This window comes from Brasilonema sennae CENA114 (assembly GCF_006968745.1).
Lineage (GTDB): Bacteria > Cyanobacteriota > Cyanobacteriia > Cyanobacteriales > Nostocaceae > Brasilonema > Brasilonema sennae.
In genome coordinates this window covers 93,764-118,848 of the sequence record NZ_CP030118.1, presented here as the reverse complement: position 1 = coordinate 118,848, position 25,085 = coordinate 93,764, and the positions used below count along the sequence as shown (strand labels likewise).

General features: G+C 43.1%; 18 protein-coding genes and 1 pseudogene. 5 read left to right on the top strand and 14 right to left on the bottom strand.

Features of this window, described 5'->3' with window-relative positions:
• Nucleotides 1–221 precede the first annotated feature (221 nt).
• Nucleotides 222–671, top strand: coding sequence for a DUF4332 domain-containing protein (locus DP114_RS00465; RefSeq protein ID WP_169265782.1), 450 nt, complete (start codon nt 222–224; stop codon nt 669–671).
• 40 nt (nt 672–711) lie between these two features.
• On the opposite strand, the gene DP114_RS00460 is transcribed toward DP114_RS00465, so the two are convergent.
• Entirely contained in the window at nt 712–1,326 is a 615-nt protein-coding gene (locus DP114_RS00460) for a TetR/AcrR family transcriptional regulator (protein WP_169265783.1), read from the bottom strand.
• Between the two features lie 406 nt (nt 1,327–1,732).
• On the opposite strand from DP114_RS00460, the gene DP114_RS00455 reads away from it, so the two are divergent.
• Complete coding sequence (locus tag DP114_RS00455) at nt 1,733–3,313, top strand: M16 family metallopeptidase (RefSeq protein WP_169265784.1); 1,581 nt, start codon at nt 1,733–1,735, stop codon at nt 3,311–3,313.
• Nucleotides 3,314–3,403: 90 nt separating this feature from the next.
• On the top strand, nt 3,404–4,876 hold the full coding sequence (locus tag DP114_RS00450) for a M16 family metallopeptidase (RefSeq protein WP_171975169.1): 1,473 nt from the start codon (nt 3,404–3,406) through the stop codon (nt 4,874–4,876).
• 300 nt (nt 4,877–5,176) lie between these two features.
• Here DP114_RS00450 and DP114_RS35990 read toward each other — a convergent pair whose 3' ends face one another.
• The 7 genes and pseudogenes from DP114_RS35990 to DP114_RS00415 all read right to left on the bottom strand — a co-directional run bounded on the left by DP114_RS35990 (nt 5,177) and on the right by DP114_RS00415 (nt 12,676).
• Complete coding sequence (locus DP114_RS35990; protein ID WP_318284318.1) at nt 5,177–5,998, bottom strand: DUF6174 domain-containing protein; 822 nt, start codon at nt 5,996–5,998, stop codon at nt 5,177–5,179.
• 181 nt (nt 5,999–6,179) lie between these two features.
• Nucleotides 6,180–6,395: a hypothetical protein gene (locus DP114_RS00440; protein ID WP_169265786.1), complete on the bottom strand. Its 216-nt coding sequence runs from the start codon at nt 6,393–6,395 to the stop codon at nt 6,180–6,182.
• Between the two features lie 552 nt (nt 6,396–6,947).
• Nucleotides 6,948–7,661, bottom strand: coding sequence for a phycobilisome rod-core linker polypeptide (locus DP114_RS00435; protein ID WP_171975168.1), 714 nt, complete (start codon nt 7,659–7,661; stop codon nt 6,948–6,950).
• 207 nt (nt 7,662–7,868) lie between these two features.
• Entirely contained in the window at nt 7,869–9,434 is a 1,566-nt protein-coding gene (locus DP114_RS00430) for a chlorophyll a/b binding light-harvesting protein (RefSeq protein WP_171975167.1), read from the bottom strand.
• Nucleotide 9,435: 1 nt separating this feature from the next.
• A complete protein-coding gene (locus DP114_RS00425; protein WP_169265789.1) occupies nt 9,436–10,488 on the bottom strand; it encodes a chlorophyll a/b binding light-harvesting protein in 1,053 nt (350 codons plus the stop codon).
• Between the two features lie 477 nt (nt 10,489–10,965).
• Nucleotides 10,966–11,979: pseudogene (locus tag DP114_RS00420) on the bottom strand (chlorophyll a/b binding light-harvesting protein); the annotation flags it as partial.
• Nucleotides 11,980–12,385: 406 nt separating this feature from the next.
• Complete coding sequence (locus DP114_RS00415) at nt 12,386–12,676, bottom strand: hypothetical protein (protein WP_169265791.1); 291 nt, start codon at nt 12,674–12,676, stop codon at nt 12,386–12,388.
• Between the two features lie 1,119 nt (nt 12,677–13,795).
• Here DP114_RS00415 and DP114_RS00410 point away from each other — a divergent pair.
• Nucleotides 13,796–14,842 (top strand): SGNH/GDSL hydrolase family protein, encoded by a 1,047-nt coding sequence (locus tag DP114_RS00410; protein WP_171975165.1) that lies wholly within the window; start codon nt 13,796–13,798, stop codon nt 14,840–14,842.
• A 77-nt stretch (nt 14,843–14,919) separates the two neighbouring features.
• Here the strand turns inward: DP114_RS00410 and DP114_RS00405 are convergent, their stop codons facing one another.
• Nucleotides 14,920–15,399, bottom strand: coding sequence for a hypothetical protein (locus DP114_RS00405; RefSeq protein WP_171975164.1), 480 nt, complete (start codon nt 15,397–15,399; stop codon nt 14,920–14,922).
• 257 nt (nt 15,400–15,656) lie between these two features.
• Here DP114_RS00405 and DP114_RS00400 point away from each other — a divergent pair, with 257 nt between their 5' ends.
• Complete coding sequence (locus tag DP114_RS00400; protein ID WP_171975163.1) at nt 15,657–16,946, top strand: hypothetical protein; 1,290 nt, start codon at nt 15,657–15,659, stop codon at nt 16,944–16,946.
• Nucleotides 16,947–17,060: 114 nt separating this feature from the next.
• On the opposite strand, the gene DP114_RS00395 is transcribed toward DP114_RS00400, so the two are convergent.
• From DP114_RS00395 to DP114_RS00375, 5 genes are all read right to left on the bottom strand, one after another.
• Nucleotides 17,061–18,206, bottom strand: coding sequence for a SpoIID/LytB domain-containing protein (locus DP114_RS00395; RefSeq protein WP_169265795.1), 1,146 nt, complete (start codon nt 18,204–18,206; stop codon nt 17,061–17,063).
• 741 nt (nt 18,207–18,947) lie between these two features.
• A complete protein-coding gene (locus DP114_RS00390) occupies nt 18,948–19,772 on the bottom strand; it encodes a DUF928 domain-containing protein (RefSeq protein WP_246162990.1) in 825 nt (274 codons plus the stop codon).
• A 23-nt stretch (nt 19,773–19,795) separates the two neighbouring features.
• The gene (locus DP114_RS00385) at nt 19,796–22,150 is read right to left on the bottom strand and encodes a CHASE2 domain-containing protein (protein ID WP_171975162.1); all 2,355 of its coding nucleotides are present in this window, start codon (nt 22,148–22,150) and stop codon (nt 19,796–19,798) included.
• An 82-nt stretch (nt 22,151–22,232) separates the two neighbouring features.
• Entirely contained in the window at nt 22,233–23,201 is a 969-nt protein-coding gene (locus DP114_RS00380) for a DUF1822 family protein (RefSeq protein ID WP_169268793.1), read from the bottom strand.
• Nucleotides 23,202–23,843: 642 nt separating this feature from the next.
• Complete coding sequence (locus tag DP114_RS00375) at nt 23,844–24,674, bottom strand: DUF4351 domain-containing protein (protein WP_171975161.1); 831 nt, start codon at nt 24,672–24,674, stop codon at nt 23,844–23,846.
• Nucleotides 24,675–25,085: the final 411 nt, after the last annotated feature.

Here is a 25,085-nt window from a genome sequence, read left to right as displayed (position 1 = left end):
GCACTGAGTTTAACCCTTTACGTCTGTTTAACCGTTTCGTTCTAGTATCCTGGAACTGGCTTTGTATTCCGGAGTAGGTTCTTTAACACTTACCGATAACGTAGTACGCGGGGTACTTAGTCGGGTCAACTAGGGCTTACAACGACTTGGTCGCTGGAAGCCCACGGCTTCTGGCCGTGGGTGTTGACTATATTTGTATAGCGTATTTGTTTTTTCAAAAAATGTCTCTTAAACAAAAAGTAAACGTCAGTCCTATCTCATCCTCTAATTGGTCTATTGAGCAATTGCCTGGATTGAGTCAGCAAGAGCAAGCCCAACTGCAAAACTGTGGAATTACAACCACAGCCGCACTCGTTAAACAAGGGAAAACACCTGCGGATAGGCTAGTGCTGGCAAATAAATTACATATCCATCTTCAGTATGTGAATAAATGGGTAGCATTGGCTGATTTAGCTCGTATCCCCGGTGTCGGAACACAATATTGTGGATTGTTGCTGCATGCTGGTATTGCTTCTGTGGTACAGTTAGCAGCTACCCCCATTCACAGATTGCACCAACAACTTCTGCGTTTGGTGGTAGCAACCATGCAACGACGAGATTTGTGTCCTTCGATTGAGCAAGTTCAACAGTGGAGTCAACAAGCGAAAACAGTACTGAGTAATGAGCGATGAACTTAGTACGCAAAACAAGAAATTGTTGACTGTTGACTGATTACTCTGTTGCCAAGACTCCATTCAGGAAGATATCAGCTAATCCTTCTGCCATTTGCTGCATTTGTTGGGGTGAGGCGTTTGGTTCCATAAGGGTGTTGTTGGAAAAGCCTGCAACGGCAAACATTCCTAGAAAAACCTTGGCGACAAGTTTGGCATCCATGCGACGATAGATTCCTTTATCCATTGCAGTTTGAAAGAATGCCTCGCCAACATCAGTCATTTTGGCAATGACTTCAGACTGGATGCGATCGCGCAAGTCTGGGTGAAACTGTGCCTCCATAAAACAAACCCGCATCAAGTCCGCGTTTTTTTGCATATTCCACATCCGGCGACGCATAACCTGAGCGACAGCCTTATAACTCCCCATTTCACTCAATTCTGTGAGCAAGTCTGTCAGAATTTCCACCCACCCTTGAGTTGCAACCTCTATCAAAATCGCCTTTTTATTGGAAAAATGACGAAACAGCGTGCCTTCAGCAACTCCTGCTGCTTGTGCCAAGTCGCGGGTGGTTGTGCCATCAAATCCTTGAGACGCAAACAGTCGTCTTGCCGCATCTAGAATGCGGGTGCGTGTTTGTGTTTCTGAAGATGGAGGAGCATTAAAAATTCGCATAAAAATTATGATGATATCGCTGGAATAGAATGTGTAGCATTATTGTCTAATTTAAATGCAATAACAATGGAAAGCTTAATACAAGATTAAGACCTTGTTGACTGACGATGCCAACTCGTATACTCACTTTTCCCCGCAAAGGGATGAAAACACTTTATCTGAGGGTATTTTGACGATAAGCCGTCTTACCGCATCTGGAATGCGGGCGCATGTTTGTGTTTCTAAGAATAGAGAAGAATAAAAATTCCTATAATCACAGCTATAGTGAAATATCCGGAACAGGATGTGTTGCATGATTGTCTAAGGTTTAATGCAAGAACGACAGAAAACTTAATACAACACTAAGACCCTCTTGACTGACTAAACTGTTTATATTGTCAAGCGAACTTTACTTTTTTTTTCGTGTATGCACAAGCCCAACCACTCATACCAGAGGAAACTTAAAAACAAGGCAAGTCAACTTTTCGTATCTTTTGTTATAGCAGTTCTTCTTTGGTGGGAGTTACTACCGGGAGTTGCTTTAGCACAAACTCAGACTCCAGCGCCTACTGAAAACTCGATTCAACCTTATTTGAATCGGGTGATGAAGCAATTGAGTGAGTTCCGCCTCGACAATGGTTTGAAGTTCATTGTCTTGGAAAGACATCAAGCTCCTATTGTTTCTTTTCTAACTTATGCTGATGTCGGTGGTGTGGATGAGCCAGATGGAAAGACTGGTGTAGCTCACTTTCTGGAACATTTGGCTTTTAAAGGTACGACGCGTATAGGTACTTCTAATTACCAAGCCGAAAAGCCACTACTTAACCGTTTGGATCAATTGGCAGAGCAAATTATAGCAGCAAAAGCGGCTAATAAAAAAGATGAAGTTGCTCAGTTAGAAGCCCAGTTCAAGAAAATAGAAGCACAAGCCGCTAAACTCGCCAAGCAAAACGAATTAGGACGAATTGTGGAACAGGCTGGAGGCGTGGGTTTAAATGCCAATACCTCCACGGAAGCGACTCGTTATTTTTATAGCTTTCCTTCTAATAAGTTGGAACTGTGGATGTCGTTGGAATCAGAAAGATTTCTTGATCCTGTGTTTCGGGAGTTTTACAAGGAAAAAGATGTCATTTTAGAAGAGCGACGTATGCGGGTGGAAAATTCTCCCATCGGAATCATGATGGAAAAGTTGATTGATACATCTTTCAAAGTCCATCCCTACAAGCGTCCAGTGATTGGTTACGACCAAGATATCCGTAATTTAACACGGGAAGATGTGCAGAAGTTTTTCGATGCGTACTATGTCCCCAATAATTTAACTATTGCTGTGGTTGGTGATGTCAAGTCCGCTGAGGTTAAAAGACTAGCACAAATTTACTTTGGGCGTTATAAGGCAAAAGAAAAAGGCGTTGCTCAAATTTCTGTAGAACCGAAACAAACACAACCCCGAGAAGTGAGTGTTGAACTACGCTCTCAACCCTGGTATCTGGAAGGTTATCATCGTCCCGCAATGACTCATCCAGATCATGTGGTTTATGAAATTATTGGTAGCTTGCTCAGTAGTGGGCGTACGTCGCGACTGTATAAGTCTTTGGTGGAAAAGCAGCAGTTAGCGCTCACGGCACAGGGTTTTAGTGGATTCCCAGGAGATAAGTATCCTAATTTGATGTTGTTCTATGCTCTCACAGCTCCGGGTCACACGGTTGATGAAGTGGCTGTGGCTTTGCGTCAGGAAATTGAGAGGTTGAAGACAGAGCCAGTTTCTGAGACTGATTTGAAGCGGGTGAAAACACAAGCGCGAGCAAGTTTGTTACGCATACTTGATTCCAATATGGGAATGGCACAGCAGTTGTTGGAGTATGAAGTGAAAACTGGCTCTTGGCGGAATTTGTTTAAGGAGTTGGATCAAATTATAGCTGTGACGCCTGCTGATATTCAACGGGTGGCGACAGCGACGTTTACAACGGAAAATCGTACAGTTGGTAAGATTTTGTCGAAGCAAAGTTGATTGACGGATAAGAGGAATGAACCGCTAAGACACGAAGGGCACGAAGGAAGAGATATGAAGAGATTTAGGGGTAGAAGGGATAAGAAAAGGATGAGACGTCTTTACTCGTTGCTGGTTTGTTTTGTGTTGGTTGGATTGTTATGCTTTGGAGTATACAACACATCTTGGGCGGCGACGGCGGCAAAGCATTACACAGAGTTGCAACTTCCACCATTACCTCAGGTGAAGATACCGAAGTACGAACGGTATGTGATGAAGAATGGCATGGTTGTGTATTTGATGGAGGATCATGAGCTACCGTTGGTGAGTGGTTCGGCTATAGTGCGTACGGGCGATCGCTTTGAACCCGCAGATAAAGTTGGCTTGGCTGGGTTGACAGGTGTTGTGATGCGTTCTGGAGGAACAACCAAGCATACACCAGATCAACTCAATCAGATCTTGGAACAACGCGCGGCAATGGTTGAAACTGGCATTGGTGAAACTGCTGGTAATGCTAGTTTTCAGTCACTCAGTGAAGATTTGCAAACTGTTTTTGGGTTGTTTGGTGAAGTTCTCCGCGAGCCAGTTTTCGCGCAGGAAAAGTTGGATTTGGCGAAAACACAGTTGCGGGGTGCGATCGCTCGTCGCAATGACGATCCAGATGATATTGCAAGTCGGGAATTTCAGAAATTGATTTATGGTAAAGACAGTCCCTATGCTCGGACTCAGGAGTATGCAACGCTGAAGAATATTTCCCGTGAGGATTTGATCAAGTTTAAGCAGCAGTCTTTTTATCCCAATAATATGATTTTGGGAATTGTGGGGGATTTTGACTCTAAGAAAATGCGATCGCTGATTCAAGCTCAGTTTGCTGACTGGAAACCCAATCCCAATTTGGTTAAACCTCAGTTACCCAAAGTGTCGGAAAAGAAACAAAGTGGTGTGTTTTTTGTCAATCAGCCACAACTGACTCAAAGCAATATCTTGATTGGGCACTTGGGAGGACAGTTTAATAGTCCTGATTATCCAGCGCTGGATGTATTGAATGGAGTGTTAAATGGTTTTGGTGGACGCTTGTTTAATGAAGTGCGATCGCGTCAAGGTTTAGCTTACTCAGTTTCCGGTGCTTGGAGTCCCCGATACGACTACCCTGGAATGTTCATTGCTGGCGGGCAAACACGCTCGAATGCGACAGTGCAATTCGTTAGAGCGCTACAGCAAGAAATCAAGCGCATACAAACTCAAAACGTCATGCCTAAAGAGTTAGCTTTTGCGAAAGACTCTACCCTTAACTCGTTTGTTTTCAATTTTGAAGATCCTGGGCAAACTTTATCACGGTTGATGCGGTATGAATATTATGGCTATCCGTCTGATTTTTTGTTTCGCTATCAAAAAGCAGTCGCTGCAACGACAGCCGCTGACGTTAAGCGAGTAGCGCGTAAATATCTCAAACCAGACAATTTGGTGACTTTGATCGTTGGAAATCAAAGCGCTATTAAACCACCACTAACACAGTTGGCAACGCAAGTGACACCAATAGATGTGACTATTCCTGGTTCACCAACACAAGCAACAAGAAATTAATACGTACTGCTCTGTCTCATTAATTTTGATAGTTTGTAGAGACGTTGCCCTCCGGGTATCTCCTGAGCCCTAAGCAATGGTGTTGTAAAACAGAAACAGCCAGATTAGGGCTAGGAAATCATACCTTAGCCTTGTTTTGCGCCCTTACTGGCAAGGCGACTCCAGCCGCTGCGTGGCAAGGTGAAGACTTGCCCCTTGCTCCCTTCTGTCGCCTTGCCTCTTGCACTGCTGAGCTAAATTGACTTTATCCTACAAGCCGTAAAACCCCTATGCCTTCACTTCTGCAATCGCTTTTCGGGGTTACTCCAACACAACTGCTTTAACATTGTTAGATGCGTAAATTTTGACACCCAAGAAGTTACCTTGTCGTGGTAAGGGACTGTAAATTGCCTTTATAGGCGTTATTACTTGTGCAGCAGATCCATTTGGTGGTTGGGCTACGAAATCAAATTCTACAAAATCAATTTCACCATTTGGTGCTGAAGGGCGCAGAATTAATTCGGCATCTCTCCAACCCGCCGTGCTCACAATTCCATATGCTGTTATACTCTGGAGTTCCTGAGATACCTCTATATTCTGTACTTCAAACACTTTCGTCTTGGTCGTCTGAGCCTGAGTGAAATTTTCAACTGTCAGAAACAATTCCTCATCAGCTATCCTACGGTCGTAATCTATATTAATTTGGGTTGGATAGCCCAAAGTGGGATTGTATTGTACGTTGATGCTATCTGCCCGACGTGTAATTGCATCTCTAATCACATCAAAGAGTTTAGGAATCGTATCGTACCTATTAAATAACTCTGGATTGGCTGGCTGACCAGTACTTTGAGAAGTCACGGAAGATGTGCTACCATTACTTACCTTAATTACGACAGGTCCTCTGGCTTCATTTGTGCAGAAACAACTTCTGGTAAGTGTGTAACTATAATCGAGAACTCCTTGTTTGTTCCATAATTTTTGATTTTTTGTGAGTTCCTTTGAGTCGGTTACATTTTCTTGGTTGGAGTTTTCTTGCGTTTGTACAAGTTGTACTTGTGCTTCTGTTAGGGGAAGAGCCATGACAGGCGCATTCCAGCAGAGTAATAGAGTTAAAAAGATGCCAATAACCAGTGATAAGCGCATACTGTTCCTTTGAAATGGATCTGCAAATTAATAGTTACAAGCCTTTTCAACTTATGCACTCCCCCTTTTTGCAAAAATGGGGGGTGGTGGGGTAGACTCAAACTGATTTCGCCTGCCAATTACCTCTGTTTTTATTTACCGTCGCTAAGGTCGTCCCCTAACATCTGAGCATAAACTTTTGCTATCCCTCTTGAGCTTCTATAGTCACGTTAATCGTGTTTTCTCCTGCAAATCCGCCCTCACTACCTGATGTTTCAATAATTTTCCATTGAATGCGTAGGTCGGAAGTACCTGGGCTTGATAAAGCGTTTAGTGCTTTACGAATAGCTTCATTAAGAGCCGATTGAAAATTCCCTTCTTCTGAGGTTCCTTGAAATTGTTCTTTATTTAATGACATTTTACGTTTTATTAAGTTGAGCTACTTATAAACATAGTATCTAGCTGCAATTATTTTGATAATTAACTATTTTTAGAAAGAGATGATTAAGTATTAACTATTTTTAGATTATCTCCTTAACAGCCATCGCTCGTGCAATCTGACGTTATACCTGTCTATTTTTGATAAAATCTTCACTCTGATTGCATACACATCGCTATAACCTAAGCATTTGTCGCAAATAGGGGTTCTGGCAATACGGTTCGGATAAACATGGGAGCAAGGAAAGGGGAATATGAGAGAGAAAGAGTTATCGTCCATCAACTCTTGTTCTCCCTTGCCCCTAGCAAGACTGCTGTCTCAACGAATAGATGCCTTAACCAAACGGTAGCGTGTCTAGCTTAAAATGCTGGGTTGAGGATCTTAGGATGACAATTCTTGTTAGATATTAGTGATATAAAATCCGGTAGGGTTGGAATCATTGTATACGCGACTTATGCGCTTACGCGCAGGCTGCGCCAACACAAATCAAACAGAATTGATATGGAGAATAGTTTCATAACTGCAAATAAGTTATTTAGGAGTCGCAACAGCTATCAACGTCAAAAATAACATAGCAAGTGCAAGAATTGGAACTGCAAATATCACCTTTCGATAAACAGAAGCACTTTTATCTGCCACGCCATAATAAAAAGGTCGTAGTTGACCGATTTTTCGCATTTGCTTCAGGTAATGATCATCGTAGCGTGCCATACGGGCAAAGGGAAGTTCGCCTTGCGATCGCTGCGGTAAAATCCGTCGTCGTTGATAAGGAACTGTAGAAAACCCAAAGTTATTCAAATATTCTTCGCTGTTTAATAACTCATCAATAAAACCCCGCAGTCCCTTGGTTGCTAAAACAATTGACCAAGCTAATTTTTCACGGTTGTCATACACATTTCGTCCCAACAAACGCTGAATGGACATTTCAACAAAGCGGTAGTTATTGTTTGTCTCGTAGTTCAAGCGACGAAAAGAATCAGATAAAACTAACCCTCGAATAAAGTCTCGCACAGTAATTTGATTGGCGTGAAGTTGAGATTCCAAAGCAATTTGGCGATGGCTTGCAATCTGTTGTTGCTCATTGAAAACTTGCCGATATGCTGCCCGGATAATTTCATCTACTTCCGTACCTTTGGGCAAATTATCTGTAGTATATACCCTAGGTTGTTCATCACCCGGAACTTCATAGCCATTTACACGTTGATTCTGGCTCGATAATGGATAACTCAGAAGGGAAATAGTCATGGTTGAAATCTTTGTTAATTAATGAATTTTTTAATTGGATTGGGGATTGGGAATTGGGAATGACTCTCTTCGGTGCTCTAAAATTACCTCTGCCAAAGCGTTGCGTATTTTCTCTGCATTGTGGAGCGCCTGGTGCGGTTTTAAAATCGGTAATATTTTGCCGCTTCAGAAGTTATAGTCCATTACCCAACACCCAATACCCACTATTTACGAACCAATACCTGCTCGTGCAACTTCAAGTAGGATGAAGCCAGCAAAAATCACACCTCCGATCCCACCAACGAGAAAGCCAGAAGAAAAGAAGCTCCAACCCCTTTTGCTTTGGAGGTTCTCAGGTAAAACCCCAACGGGTTTTTGTTTTTTGCCAAACACAGAAATACCGTAAGAATACAGGCAAAGACTTAAAATCACCACTAACCCGGATGCAGAGGCTAATCCGGCTGGAAGTGCAATGTCTGTATCGCGCAGGGGACCAAGTTTCAAGAACGGACCCAGCAAGAAATAACCGTGCGCCATACCAATCTCTAACCCGCATGTAATTGGTGACAACCCATCACGGTAAATCGGTAAATTTTTGAGCCAACCGAGGCTGACACTGCTGTTGTTGACGGGAGTAGCCAAGTTTCCTAAATGAAAGTCGCCTTTGTAGGGCTGTACAATCCCTTCAAACACGGCGCGATCGCTAAATTGAATATCTCCAAACAAAGCATCAGCATCAAATTTCATCTCGCTGAATACAAATCCAGCAGCGATCGCTCTTGCTCTCAGGGCGTGCCAAAAATGTCCCGCTAGCAACAAGCTTGCAAAGATAATATGGAACAACATCAACCAGGTACGGACAGTGATAATCCCGTCTACAGTTGTCGTTCCAACCGGACCATAAAACACACTTGGATAAACGGTGTCATTTACCCAAACGAAAAAGGCAGCAAAGAATCCCATATAACCAAGAGCCGCTTGACTATAGGATAAATATGCTTCACCCGACCAAACAAATAACCCTTTCGTCCATTCCTTTGGTGCGGTGTTGATATGCCAGATTCCGCCCAAGATACACATTGTTCCAACCCAGATGTGACCACCAACCACATCTTCTAGGTTATTAACACTAGCCATTCCCTTGAGTGTCCAGCCATCACGACTAAAGCCAACTAAATAGCCAAAAATCACCGCTGGATTCAAGGTTGGGTTGGAAATTACCCGGACTTGCTGGGCGACTGGATCGTACAATCCACCAAACAACACAGCTTTGGCAACTAATAACAGCGCTCCTAAACCCAGTAGTACTAAGTGGATACCGAGAATCGTCGTCATTTTGTTACCATCTTCCCAACGGTAACCAAAACCCTTCTCATCTAACTTATCTGGACCTAGCACCGCATGGTAAATACCACCTGCTCCTAACACAGCAGAACTAATCAAATGCAAAATCCCAACTACAAAATAGGGATAAGTATCGACTATTTGACCGCCTGCACCAACACCCAAACCTAATGTTGCGAGATGGGGTAACAAAATTAACCCCTGTTGGTACATTGGTACATTTGGATCGAAACGGGATAGTTCAAACAAGGTCATTGCACCTGCCCACAGCACAATCAATCCAGCGTGGGCAACATGGGCACCCAGGAGTTTACCTGAAAGATTGACAAAGCGGAGGTTTCCAGCCCACCAAGAATAGGGGTCTTGAGACTGGGCGACGTAGTTGATAGCGACTGTTGGATCGTCAGAAAACCCAAGGGGTTTCAAAGGACTTACATTTGTTGATGTCATATTATTTCACCTGTCCGCGTGTGGATGCGATGACTTTACCTTCTGTGAAGCTGTAACCTGCAGCCCGCAGTGCATGGAACAGATGTCCTTGCAAAAAGAAGAAGCCCAACCAAAAATGAGCATTCGCGAGCCAGACTCGACTAGTTAATGCTCCATCTGTACTAGCAAAGAGGGGGAAGCGGTCGAATATCAATGTTAAAGTCGATCCATAAAACTCTGTTGGGAATACTATTGTATTTACCGATACAAACAGCGTTGCCACAAATGCCATCAAGCTTACGGCTCCAATGCTGTAGGATAAATAGGCTTCACCGGACCAGACAAATAAGTTCTTTGCCCATGGGAATGGTTGAGTGCGAATATGCCACAATCCACCCAACACACACATGGCACCAACCCAAATATGACCACCGATCACATCCTCCAGGTTATTGACACTCGCTAACCAAAGCTTGCCATGCGTACCGAATAAATAGCCAAAAATTACTCCTGGATCTAAAGTCGGGTTTGTAATCAAGCGAACGCTTTTAATGAGTGGGTCGTAAATTCCCCCAAAAGCCATTGCTTTCGCCACTAACAAGAATGCACCTATCCCCAACACGATCAAATGAATGCCAAGAATACTTGTCATTTTGTTGGCATCATCCCATCTATAGCCAAAACTTGGAAATTTTGTTTCTAGCTGTTTGGGACCAACGAAGGTATGGAAAAGTCCGCCCGCTCCCAAAAACGCAGAGCTGATCAGATGAATCACGCCTACTACAAAGTACGGGTAGGTATCTACAATTTGACCACCTTCACCAACACCTAGCCCCAACCGAGCTAAGTTTGGCAGTAGAATCAAACCCTGCTCATACATTGGGCGTGTGACATCGAAATTAGCAACTTCAAATAACGTCATCGCTCCTGCCCAGAGTACAATCAACCCTGCATGGGCAACATGAGCACCGAGTAATTGTCCGGAGAGGTTAACTAAACGGGCATTCCCGGCTCTCCAGGGAATCTCCTCGGTTCTTCCATTTGTGGTTACTGTTGTTGCAGTTGTTGCAGTCATTCGTCGAATTGCTCCTTGAAAAATTTAATTTTGTCGTGCTGAGTTTTGAGCAAAGAAGTTAGGACTTATGATTTCTGTGTTACTTCACCCTAACCCTGTCCTTGATAAGGAGAGGGAAGGCAGGCGGGTGAGGTTCTTCGTGTTTTATAAGTCCGGACATGAAATTCACTCGCTACTTCCCGCATAGCGCCAAAGGATTTGCCATACGCATATGAGACCGACCACAATATCAGTTATCAGTTATCAGTTACCAGTTATCAGGGGGGCTTGCCCTGAGCTTTGTCGTTTGCGTAGCGCCCCCTCCGGGGCTAGGGTCAAGAAATCGCTGACTCTGTTAACTGTTGACTGTTAACCGTTCACTGTTTGAATGAGGTTATGGGGTGGAATTTATAGACTCCCAACTCAGGCAGTCGGATTGACAACACTTGCTATAACAGCAGGTCTCACATCCTTGGCGATGAAGTCAAAGAAAGTATTGAAGTAAATACCATGAGCTGCTTTACGTGCTCGATAAGCGTGCCAGATATGACCGACTAATGCGAGAAATCCGAAAGCAGCATGAACGCTCGACAAAGCTGCACGCACTGACACAGATCCGCCATTAATAGGTCCATAAAACACGCTTGGGTAAGCAATCTCGTTTACTGAGACAAAACAAGCAACACTAAAACCAGCGATCGCCAAAGCTCCTAAACTATACGAAAGATAAGCTTCACCCGACCACACCAAAGCTCGTTTTGCCCAATCAAGAGGCTGTGAGACGATGTGAAAGATTCCGCCAGCTATGCAAAGAACGCTAACCCATACATGTCCCCCAATGACATCTTCTAAATTATCTACGCTAGCCATGCCAGTTATCGTCCAGCCATTCGGACTGAACCCAAATAGATAACCGAAGATTCGAGTTGGGTCTAAATTAGGCTGAATCAGGCGTACCTGCTCTGCTAGAGGATCATATATTCCTCCGAAACGCGTGGCTTTCAAGACCAGCAGCAATGCTCCAAGACCCAGCATGATGAGATGAATTCCTAATATACTAGTCATCTTGTTGCCGTTTTGCCAGTTATAGCCAAACCCTTTCTCATCCAGAACTTCCGGTCCTAATACGGCATGATAAATTCCCCCTGCACCTAAAACGGCTGAACTGATAAGGTGCAGCATTCCAATAACGTAGTAGGAATAAATATCCACGATTTGACCGCCGTCACCCACCCCAAAACCCAGCGTTGCAAGATGTGGTAGTAGAATCAAACCCTGCTCGTACATGGGAATAGCCGGGTCAAAGCGCGAAATCTCAAACAGAGTCATCGCACCTGCCCACAACACAATTAGCCCAGCATGGGCGACATGTGCCCCCAATAATCGCCCAGAAAGATTAATAAACCGAGCGTTACCAGCTAATAGCGGTGCGCCCGATTCCCCCTCGGCTTTTTCATCAGAAGACCAGCCCAGAGTCCGAAACACAGGCTTCCAAAAAATTGAAACGGTCATGCAGTATTCCTTTTTGATGAGCATCAAAAACAGCCGATTGGAATGACCAACCGTTGCTTTTTCTAACTGGTTCCGTCTCTTAAAGGATCGTGTGTTCTCACTGGTGTCACTCGCTTTCTCCCAGATATTTAGATATCAGACATCAAGTATTTAGATATCAGACATCAAGAAAATAAAATTATCTAATGAGATTTAATAGCGATAAATTTCATTATGCAGGTTGAGAGGATTTGCACAATCTAAACTCAAAATTTCGTTACATTAATTTGGATTTTGTTACTTAATCTAGATTTTATGGGTGCAAAACGCTCTTAAGCTTTGCGATTAGACAATGCGTCATCATCCTTCTTCGGCCCTTTACGTTAAACACCTTGCCAAAATCATCACCAAAACCTGGCAAGAGCCACTAATTGAGTGAAATGCCATCACATTTCTTTCGCTGGCATTTCCGAGCAGCATTAGAGTAAGCAGTTTTTGGTTCAAAATCTCGACAAGTTATCGCTTCTTCCGAGCAAGCAATCATAGGGTTTACTGTACACTTAAGACGGTAATCATTCGTAAAGAAATCACAGCGATCGCAAGGAATTTGATGCATTCTTTTTACTTGAGCAGCGCCTTGTTTGAAAGCTAGAACAACACTACAAGCAAATCCGATTACCATGGAAACCCAAAGGCAGATAAAAAATATAGCTAGCATTATTCATCCTCAAAAATATTACAAACAATGACCAAGCCCGCTTCGGGGAGTGGGTGTAAGAGTGTAAAGCCAATAAATCTCCTGCTTTTTTACACCCCTATACCCTTTTCATAACCCGCAGCTAATGACTTTCAACGATAGGGGCCAGAGTGAAAAACTCTTACGTAAAAGATATTTTTTACACCAATGAGAAGAGTGAAAATATTAAGGAAGACAAACTAACCGACCTTAGGCTTTGGTGCGACTTAATGATTTGGGGTATTAATTGTTCGTATGCTAGCTTATTGATTTTATGTTGCAAGTATCTTAGCATTTTTTTCCAGTAAATATGTTAGAGTTTTCTGATTTTGGTAAAAAATCTTTAGAACAAACTGCTGGTGAGTTTATAGATTAATTCCTGAAATACCATATGTATAAGGGTTTAAGCGGCAAGCTTACGTCTAATTTAAGTATATATACTGGAATCTGCTACTCAATGGGCTTTTCTTATATTTCAGAATCTAAAACTTATTGATAAAATATATCGATAATCATGTGGTTGGATTTTAAGTTAGGTATGATTTTCATCAACTTAGGCATTCCTCGCAGGTATGTGTTTCATACCAGGAGACTAAAAAATAAGATGACGGGTTCTCTGAGTGATACTTATGTCGAAAAACTGAGAAATTTGATTGGCAATCGCTGGGATTAAATTTGGAATGTTGTTAACACAAGACAATAACAAAAGATAGGATAATCTACCTTACATCCTCCCACACGATAATCTTCGATTATCGTGTGGACTTGCCAGCCTTGCGATTGGGCTTTCCTGCTTCCTTTAGTGTAAAAATGTACTAAAAAACTAATGACTGGAAATCTTACAGCTTCAAGCCATGGGATAAGTTAAACTTTATTTACTTACTTTCTGATAATTATAAAGAACAGGTAAAGTTACATAACAGTAATTGTCTTATGATGCCTTTATAATTCAAGTTTAGTACATTGCTCACCAAAGCATTTAAATAAACTCTAGTAAAAAAAAACTCTTCAATAAATACACACAAAGCTAGAGTTGAACAAAGGGTATATTAATATCAGAAACCTTAATAGTTTATGAAAAATATAAGGGGTAGAGTCGGCATGAAAAAAGAACTCGTAACTGCTGGATTTGTCTTTTTATCTTTGAGTTTACCGCTAAAAGCTTCGGCTGCAGGTTTTAGTCAATTTAACGTATTTGGTGACAGCCTGTCAGATACTGGTAATGTGTTCACTGTTTCTGGGCAAAACTCACCTACAGGCCCCATTCCCCCAGATCCACCTTACTTTCAAGGACGGTTTTCCAATAATAAGATTTGGGTGGACTATCTTGGACAAGGTATAGGATTAACTCCTACATTATTTACTAATCTAAGTACTAAAACTCCAACTCAAGGTATTAACTTTGCCTTCGGAGGTTCTCTCTCTGGTCAAGACAATGCTTTCGTTCCAGGCGCTCCAGGAGTCCTCAAGCAAGTTGACACCTTTTTAGCAAATAACCAGAAGGTAGATCCAAATGCACTCTATGCTGTATGGGGAGGTGGAAATGATTACTTGTTTGGTCAGAATCCTAATCCTAATCAAACAGTTAGTAATTTATCAAATGCAGTAGGAGCACTTGCCCAAGCTGGTGCCAAAAATATTTTGGTCTTCAATTTGCCAGATTTAGGCAAAACTCCAATTGCACTCAGAACTGGAAATACTAGCAATTTAACAACTTTAACAAATGCTCACAATGCAGCATTGGCATCAGCTTTGGGTCAATTGAATAACAACAATCCTAGTGTCAATCTTATCCCTGTTGATATTAATTCTCTGTTTAATAGGGTAATCGCCAATCCAGGGGAATTTGGGTTCAAAGATGTTAACACTTCTTGCGTAGTCTATGACATAAGCAACAACCAATTATTGAAAACCTGTAATAACCCAAATGATTATTTGTTTTTTGATGAAGTTCATCCCACTACAAATGCTCATAAGCTCGTAGCAGAAACAGTGCTAGCGGCTATTAGGGCTAAATCTGTCCCTGAATCTTCAACAGTCTTCGGTTTGTTGGGGCTTAGTGCTTTGGGTGCAGCAGCAATGCTCAAACGCAGACAAAAAACAGTTAGCCCCGAGTTCAGTAGCAAGTCAAATTTTGTCACTAAGTAAAACATATACTTAACCGAAGTCAGCCGTGATTCTGAGGAATAACGGCTATGTTTTCATCAACTTCAGTCAAGACTCAACTATTTCTCGGGAGATTTCAAAGCCTCATCCAGAATTTGTCGAGCTTGTTCTGCTTTTGCTCTTGCTTCTTGATAACGCAGATTAGCTTGAGCATAATTTTTGAGAATTTTAAAACCTTCTTTTAGGCGAGTAATTTCCTCCTCAGTCACAGTATTATCTGAAAATAAAACGTCAACTGCCTTACGAACTTCCATAGCTTCAGTGCGTGATTCCTGCACTTTCAACTTGAGCGTAGCTAAGTTGCTCAAAACTTGGACAGCCTGTGTAATAGCGTCTTCATCGCCAGCAGTATCTGTTGGTGTTTCTTTGACTTCAATGAGTTGTTTAGGACCAAATCCATCTTCGAGTTCCGTAGGTAATTCCCCTTCATCCATCCGTTTCATTAACTGATCCATCGCTTTGTCGCGGGCTTTGGCTGAATCTTTACCAGGAACTTCGAAGATAATTTCTGGACTTTGAGCAAGAGTGTACTTAACCATAATTAGGCAGAAAATTTGCAAGTAAACCAAGCCAGGGTAATAATCTTAACGCGAAATCAAGCTTTAAGACCATTAAATGATCCAGTGTGCAACAATAGTTGTTTCTTGAACAGGATCGGGATAATTTTCCTCAAGTAAGAAAAATTAAGAGAGCGATATAAAGGTTTTTCTTTATCGTCTCTGGTACGATCTTTCCAAGTTCTGAAAAATGAAACTTTATACTGGAAGAAGAGTTTTTTCGCTATGAGGGAAGAGCAATGGCTCCAAATCCCACCATCATGCAAGCTGTGGAACAATTGGGTTACCGCGTCACTGTTGGAGATGTGGCAACTCAGGCTGGACTAAATGTCGCTCAGGCAAGTCAAGGGTTATTAGCTCTTGCGTCTGATGCTGGCGGACATATGCAAGTGAGTGATACGGGTGACATTATTTATTTATTTCCAAAAGACTTCCGGTCAATATTACGGAATAAGTATTTGCAATTACAATTGCAGGAATGGTGGAAAAAAGCTTGGGGTATTCTATTTTACCTAATTCGGATATCCTTTGGAATTTTCTTAATTGTTTCCATCGTTTTAATAACTATTAGCATCATTTTAATTATGTTGGCGCTTAACTCAGACCGTGATAGCGACAATAGAGGAGGCGATTTTAGTGGTGGCTTCTTCTACTTCCCAGATTTCTTTTGGTATCTCAGTCCAGATTACGACGCTCGTCAGAGGGAAAGACGCCGCGAGAAAAGCAATCTCAATTTCTTTGAAGCCGTATTTTCGTTTTTGTTTGGCGATGGTAACCCCAATACTAAATTAGAAGAACGCCGGTGGAAAGAAATTGCTACGGTGATTCGTCATAACCGAGGTGCGATCGCTGCAGAACAAATTGCACCGTATCTTGATGATATAGGAGAGGGTTCTGCAAAAGAGTACGAAGACTATATGCTACCTGTTCTCACTCGCTTCAATGGACAACCCAAAGTTAGTCCCGAAGGAGAGATTGTTTATGACTTTCCAGAGTTGCAGGTGAGTGCAGCCAAAAAAAAGCGTCGTCGGTCTATGTCAGCTTATTTGGAAGAATTTCCTTGGCGCTTTAGTGCAGCAAGTTCCGGACAAATTATGCTGAGTGCAGGATTGGGTGTTGCAAATTTTGTTGGCGCATTAGTGCTAGGAAGTTTGTTGAGAGATGGTGCAGTAGCTGCTCAAATAGGTGGGCTCGTTGCTTTTGCGCATGGAATTTATTGGTTATTATTGGCTTACGGAACAGGTTTTTTGGTTGTTCCGTTAATACGGTATTTTTGGATTCAGTGGCGCAATAGTAAAATTGCTGAACGTAACGGCGATCGCCTGTCCCGCGCCAGACAACTAACAGATCCAGACTCTGCGTTGCAGCATAAAATAGCTTATGCTCAGCAGTTTGCAGCAGAAAAAGTCCTTGGTGATGAAGATTTGGTCTACTCTACTGAAACTGACTTATTAGAACAGGAGGTTGAACGTTCTCAAAAAACTGACGCTGAATGGCAAAAACGCTTGCAGCAAGAAAGTGAGGAGTAGGGAGTCGGGAGTCGGGAGCAGGTGAGACAGCGCTGCGGGAGGGTTTCCCTCCGCAGGCGACTGCGAACCCGAAGGGGAGTAGGGGAGAAAATACCCCTTCATCCTCCTCCTCATCTACTTAACCCGAATAGGTGCTAAAGCAACACCTTTGTAATAATAATTCAAAATTTGCAGGTGGTTGTATCCACGCGATGCTAGATTATAAGCCCCCCACTGACTCATGCCTAAAGCATGACCATAGCCAAGCCCTGTTAATGTAAAGCTTCCATTCGCATTGCTGACGGTAAAGCGGGTGCTTTTTAGCTTAAGAACTGTACGCACATCCTCACCTGTTAGCACTTTCTCACCCTTGTCACCAACTATTTTCAAAGCTTTCACGCTTCCGAAAGGCGATGTACTTCCAGAAATAATTTGCTTGACATTTCCAACTTCTGGAACTGCGGTGCTAATTTCTGCCGGGGAAAAAGTTCTGCTCCAGTTACATTCTCTGATATTTTGGTCAAAATCTGGAACAGCACGCAGGTATGGTTGAGCACTTCCCCAAACATCTTCCGAGTTTTCAGTATGTCCGCCAGAACATGCGTGAAAGACAGAGAGAATAACTCTATTTTTGTAAGTCAGTACTTCGCCAGCTGTAGCATCAACTGCAGCGTAGGTAGTAGGAGATTCACTGCTGACGCCTTTGTAAATTTGCCAACGATCTGGTGAAGCACCCAAATCATAAAGGGGATTATTGCGCTGTTTCTCACGCTCGTAAAGAGCATATGTACGGGCGGCGATCGCCTGAGCTTTCAAAGCTTCACTGGGCCACCGGGGGTCCATTTCGCCACCGATAACGCTGTAGAGATATTCGTCCAAAGCAACCCAGTTAACAACAGATAAACCTTTTTGTGAAGGAACAACAAGAGTTCTGCCGCGATACCAGCGATCACCAATATAGACGAATCCCTTACCTGTTGGCTCAACCCAAAACAGATTAGAGCGCCACTTATCCAAAGCAATTCCACCAGGAACCGCTTGAACAGAGTAAGGACTCATTGCTGGTAACTCTCCTAGAGTACGACCACTACTATCCTTGATCACCGCAGTGGTAGAACTACCAACTTTCACCTGATTGACGTCCCTTTGAATTGCCACACGCAGGATGACTGACGATGCTTGAGATGGGGCAACCATAGCTATCCATATCAGGATACCAAGCCACCAATGGCGTCCTTTGACGTTGGAAAATAAAGAGGCTAGGAACACTTGGAATTTCATGTTGACAATTACAGTTACACCTACTATACGTTTGACGCTTGCTTTTGCAGTAGTTTCCTTTTAGGTAGGATTGGAACTCTACCTCATGATAGATGAACTTCCACAAGCTCTCAACGCAATTTGTATGGTATCTGGTTTTTTGAGCGTTCAAACTTTTTCTAGCTTTCTTAGCTTGGTGTGACTTGATCACGGATGGACTTAACCTACTCAAAAACTTAACCGTGATTGACACTGCAAGAACAAAAAGCTTCCGTTGCTAGCAGGGATACTTTCAATCCTTGCTAACAGCGAAAGCTGGTAGATACACACAACTGTTTCTAACAAATCAATGTGAATTTTAACCCGACACGTAACCTTGGGTACCATTACTATTTTCCATATTTGCTGTGACTTTATTACTAGTGGACTGGACCAAGTAGCGAATAATGACGATTTCAAAGCCCAAGCCTTGACTTCAGGTATGGGTACTGTTGGGATTGCCCAAAGGGCAGACGCAATCATGCCTATCGCCACGGTGTTGTCGTGTTTCGCGTCTGGTGCTGACGCTGTAAGTTTAACCTAACCATAGTCCGCAGCGACCTCCAGGGCGACCTCCTCCGAAGCGATAGCTAGCCCCTAAGGGGCAAAGCTCGCCGGGGGGAGTATCCCCCCGGCAGACTTTGGCGCTGCGCAAACGCTGCTGCGCAAAGCGCAGATCGCAACCTACTGTTTTTAGTAGCGCCTGCGTAAGTCCTACTAAAATTAGTTGGAAATCAGCGGTTTGCTAGCAAAATCACTTAAGCCGATACTAGAAAGCAAATCCTGCCACTCTTGCTCAAGAGTCACATCTTGGGGATTTTTTTGACGCAATTGTGCCACAGTTGTTAATGCTTCATACCATATTCCATTGCTCGCATAGATAGCAACTTGCTGTCTTGGCTGTGCCTGGTTGATTTGTTGGACGATCGCCGCCTTTAAGTTAACTCGTTGTATGACTCCTTCAACATAAATTGGGCTTTGTTGCTTTTGGCGATGCTCCGTAAGGGAGCCGCCCAAAGGGCTATCGCAGTACACATTTAAGAACCAGCGGTACTGTTTGTCTGTAGTCAGTGGAGAAACACTAGTAGGTAAAGAAACGCTCATGACTCCAGGTTCAGTTGGTAAAGTAATATCCTGTCGGTAGACTAGATTTGATTCTGCATCAAGCAACACAAAATCAGCGGGGTAGGCAGAACCTTTGGCATAAGGTGTGTAGAACCAGAAAGTTGGGCGTTCTGCTGTGGTTTGTCCCCAAACATTCATCACCGAAGTTGGTTGCTCAATCAAAGGAACTAAAGCCGTGAGTCCAGGTTTAGCAACTGGACACTGACCGCGACTGGCTCCCCCATACCGACGACCACCAGGAGGTTGTCCTGGCGGAAGTGGAGGTAGCACAAGGCGCAGAGGCTGCTTACGAGAAGAGGTTGTTGTTAAGGGTTTTGATTGTGATGCAGACTGAGCGATCGCCGATGTTGTGCTAGGGAGCAAACTTAGGTACCCCAGCACAACTGCCAACAACAGTTTCATCGGTTGTAAAATCATTTTCATAAATCACTCTTAACTGTTGAGTGTTAACTGTTAACTATGAATAATCTCGAATTTTGAAATAAAACGATACTCATTGTTCCGACAAGTGCCAAGGCTGAAGGTACAAACGGCACCCAATATCCTTGGATAAGTAGACCAAAGCACAAAACGTAGAGAACTCCACAACAGACAAAGACAAAAAGTGTCAATCTGGGGAGTAAACGCACCCGCCAAGGAAGAACTGCTCCTACCACAGAAGCACTGCAAATCCAGATCACCTCACCCCACAATGACCAAACTTGCAACAAAGGACGTTTATCGAGGACAGCGCTGAGGAGTTGGCTGACCATTTGTGCTTGTACAAGCAATCCTGACATTCGCTGATCAAACTGATTTTCATATGGTGTGCCCCAATAGTCACTACGCTCTCCTTTAGATACAACACCAATCAGGACAATTCGGTTTTTGATCGCATCTGGATTAACCTGATTTGATAAAACTTGTGTCAGCGTTACTTGTTCAGCAATGTTCTGTGAGGAACGATAATTCAACAAAATTTGACCACCATTGGCATCAATGCCTTGATATCCGCCACTGTGAGAGTTCAAACCAGGAAAAACAGTATTGCCAAGCTGTAAATCTCCTTGTGTGGTAAACTTTGGTTGAATTCCCTTATCGGCAAGCAAATAACGAAATGCTAGCTGTGCACTGAATGCATAATCAGCAGGACACCCAGAGACAGCCTCCTGTCCCATAAACAACAGATGTCGCCGTACCACGCCATCAGGATCATGAATAAAGTCGCTAAATCCCAGGCGTTCTTTTGGGATTTCCGGTGGCGGCGTAATACTCTTAACAGGTATTGCAGCATCACTGTGCTTACAAACCCCAATCAAATTTTCAGTTTGTTTGAGACGAGGAATTAAATTTGGGTCTTGCGCTTTAAAATCTCGATAGATATCCAAGCCAATAGCGCGGGGTTCGTACTTCTGAAGTTTATCCAAAAGTTTATTGAGAGAGATATCTGAAAGGGATTTTCCATTTACATCCTCGCCCCTTTGCCGTTGAGCATCAATATCTGCATCATCAATTGCTACCACCAGCAGGCGTGGATCGCTTTCCTCGTGGAAGATGAGGGAACGTAGACGCATCATCTGGTCAAAAGCTTGGAGTTCACTCATTTGCAGTAACCCCAAAAACTTTAGTCCACAAACTAGGGCAGTGATCACCACTGAGGACAACAATGCTACTGCAAATCTGGGTGGAAGCGTTGGGCAAACAGGCGATCGCTCTAATGGTCTGGGCACTTCCACCTCAACCTTACCCGTAATCTTGAGCCAAGTAGGAGGAATTTGTGCGAGATTTTGACAAATGACTGGTAACCAAGTCGCGCAGGGAAACTTGTCCTCAAGACCTTGCAACCGTTCCCGTGCTTCCCGCACTGCTTGATAAAAGCACTCACCCCCAGCAAACCCTTGTAGAAAATACTTCAAAAATTCCTGTGCAACTAAGTCTGGAACGGGTTCGCGCATAACAATAATCTGCGGAATTTGCAAATCAGCCAGTTCTCGCGCCAGTCCCAGCCCATCGCAGGAGTTGAAGATTGCCAGTTGCAGTCCACGTTCCACAGTTTTTCTCAGAGCATAGCGTAATTCGCTGATGGTCAGACTATCGGTTTTATTCAGGTAGATTCGCCCAGATCCATCTTTGCCATGACTCGAACTGTGTCCAGCAAAGAAAAGAATATCCCAGCTGTTACCCCACAGAAAGTCAGTCAATTCTTTGCGTTCAGGTTCCACCAAAAACGTAACATCTGCATCTGTTAGCTGTTGCAGCAAAGCACGGTCAACTTCTGTGTCAATCCCCTGACTATTGCCAACAATGGCTAAAATACGAACTTTGTTATTAAATGTTTTTTGGGAAGATATCTTTTCGTATGTAGGCGACGCTAGGGCAAATTCAGCTTTTGGATATCGTTCTAGTAAATCCCACAAATGCCAAGGTAAAAGTTGTAACTGAGTATGTTCGGTTTGTAAAATCACCCGTACTTCATCCGTAGGCAATAATTTTTCTAGCCATTTCTCGCGGATGGGACGAAATTCTTCTGTTCGTAGCCACGTGTTGAAGCGCGATCGCAAAATATGAGCAATATTGTCACAGTCTTGGGTGATGGACACATTTGTCACCTGCATTTTATCAGCAGACAAACGATAACTATTCCCCAATCTGAGATAGCTAGACTGCCAGTGGCTATAGTACAGTGGCATTTCTCCTGCTGCAGGTAACTTACCCGTGATTTCAGTTGAGGGACGCTCACCTTCTTCACCGATTTGTAGCGTTACGGCAAACCCCTGCTCAAAGCTACCATCTGCAAATTTCAGAACCACTAGCTTGCCCATAATTAAAGCAAAAGTACACGAAGTTGGGAAGCAGAATAACTTTTAACAATTGAAGCCTTAAGTGTTGACTCTTGGGCTTTGACTAAATGATAAAGTTCTGTGTGACACTTGCATCATTCAATGATACTTTAACGCTAAATTGCTCTGTAGGTTCGCCTCTAAACTGTAATTGCAGGTAATTATCTGCACTTCTGGCTTGAGCTTCCAGAAAAACGGTTCCAGACTGATCTAGCACCGTCAGTTGTACTCCTGGTATAAGGTAAATTTTATTACCTGTAGGATGCAACTGAAGACGAACGCCAGTTTGTTGATCAGTTTTTGGTCGAATTTCGACAATTAATATGACGGGTTGATTGGCAATTTGGATTCCTAAATCAATCAACTTTGCCCGTCTGGTAAGTGCTTGTGTTTTGTTAGGATCGTTTTGCACAAGCGTCTCACCATTGCGAAAAGCATAACCTGGTCTAATTTCCGGCTGATTCCACAAAGATTCAACTGTTTGCCAACCAGCATCGAAGATTCCAACCAACCACTGGCTCAAATTCACCAATGTCCTGCTCGGTGTTTGTCGCAGCTGTGCGAGATATTCGATAAAATCTTCTAAGGGTTGCAGTTGACTTAAAAGTAATTCTTCAGTTGCCACATTACGAACAAACCCTAGTAACTTTGCTTGCTGAAGCGATTCATCTATTTGGACAACGACATAAGCCACTCGTTCTTCCCAAGTTTCTGGGGGAATGTAACATGTTTCTTGCGCCAAACGCACGGAACGACACTCTAAACGCCCGATTCCCGGCAACTCTAAGTCTGCTACATCACTACATAGACGCATAATAGAGTTCCAACTGTTACATTCTGTTAACTGAGTGGGAATATCCATCATTTCCAAGTATTCATTTACCACCCATACACAAAGCGTATTTAGTCGGACTTGTTCGGCTTTTTCAGGAGTTGGTTGCTGATTGGCAAACTGCTGGGCAGTTCTACACGCTGCTTGAGTAATAGGCAACGTTAAAGCAAAGTCGTCTAGATTGTGGTTGGTGCGCCTCATATGAAATCCCCGGTGAAGAACGCTGCTACATACATATCGTTCCAAGGTATGTTATTTACGCAAGAGTAAAGAAAAGCAATATAGGAATCCGGTTTGATTTATGAACTTACTCGTGAAGATTTTTAAGAGGGAACGCTTAACTCTTAACGCTTAACATCAAATGTAGCTAGCTTCGTCAAAAATCAAATATGAGTTTTATATCTTAATTGAAAAGCTAAATTAAGCGTCTTACCAATAGAGTTGGGCAAAATATTGTAATAATTTTTAACAATTTCTGAGAAAAAAATCCCCCACATCTGTACCGGCAAACACAGGATTAGTAATCAAGTGTTGACAGATGTAGGGGAATAATTTACTCGGATTTTGGTTCACCAACTATAGGAAGCAAAGAACCTTATTTATTATTCCCAGTTGCGATCCCAAATTCAAAAATTAAGATCCCCGACTTCGCAAAACTTGTCGGGCAATACGGTTCGCTTAAGGAGGTTATCTCAAAGGAGATCCCTCCAACCCCCCTTAAAAAGGGGGGCTATTTTAGCCATTCACCCCGTTTTTAAGGGGATCGCCGCTGGCGGGGGGATCTTATCGGGACGGTATTGAGAAGTCGGGGATCTTCTTTCTCGTGCCTGTAGGGCTTATGATTTAGGAGATATTCCCCAGGTAATTGACTAAATCGCTGGGATTAGAGAAATCCAACAGCGCCTCAGCTAACTCCTCTAACTGAGTAATAGATAAACTGCGAATCTGCTGTTGTACCTCCGACTCAATTACACCAAACCGACGTGTCAAAAGACGTAAAATCAGTTCTAGCGCCTCCTGTTTCTTTCCTTGTTCTTTTCCCTTTTGCAAAATGTCTTGGTAAATCACAGATTCTTGCATAATTTCCTCTCTAAATAGCTGTCTCATCAAATTTTTTGGAAACCTCAAACCAGCTAAAACCTGTACGCAAGCTGATATATTCTGTCGTTCTTCCCTTGACTCAATCATATCGACAGCAGCGGCGACTTGTTCTAATAAGTCTTGGGGTGAGTCGGTTCTCGCCAATGTCGCCAGTGGTAGAAGTGCGGGGTTAGCTAGCAGTGGTGTTGGATCTTCTTCCCATAAACGAATCACTCGATACTCGTGTCTGGTTTTCTTGTCTACATACTGAGTGTTAAAAACGATTTCTGAGGAAGTGGCTTGTAAGAAAATCAACACTTGCTCAATATCCCACCAGTATTGTCGTTTCAATCTTGTGTAGTAATCCAGCATCCGGAAGTCGAGTGGAGGCGTGGATTTTGGTGAAGTTTGAAACTCTAAATGCAGGATTTGGTTGGAAATTTGCAGGAAGGTAAGTGAGTCTGCGCGAATTGGTTCTAGGTTGAGTTCGGTTTTTAGTACCTCGATATCTGAGGTGTCGGACGCGAGTAACCATCTGGCAAAATCGGCTGGGTAGTTTTCCGCAAGGTATTTACAGGTGTTGTCGTAAGTCAAGGGCGATCGCCTACAAAAAATTTAGATTTTATGCTATTCTATGAATAATGCAATAGGTGTGCGCAGATAAATTCAGCTTCATGACAGCGCAACTGGTGGTAAAAGGTATTTAGTTGGTGAATGACTGGAAATCTTAATTTGTAGCGAGTGTTTTGAAGGTTAAGCGGTACGCTAAACACTCAGCGACCAGTGTTTGAGACTCGCTGACGAGTGTTTGAACTTCGCGGTATATATAACGTTCAGAACTGCATAGCCGAAGATGGATTCGTTTTATCCATGTTGATTTGACCTCACCCTCGCTTTTAGCTGCGCTAAAATCTTTCCCTCTCCTTAATAAGGAGAGGGATGCCCGATAGGGCAGGGTGAGGTTCCGACCGCCGAGGTATTCGTCACAGCGCGAAGCCGTAGGGT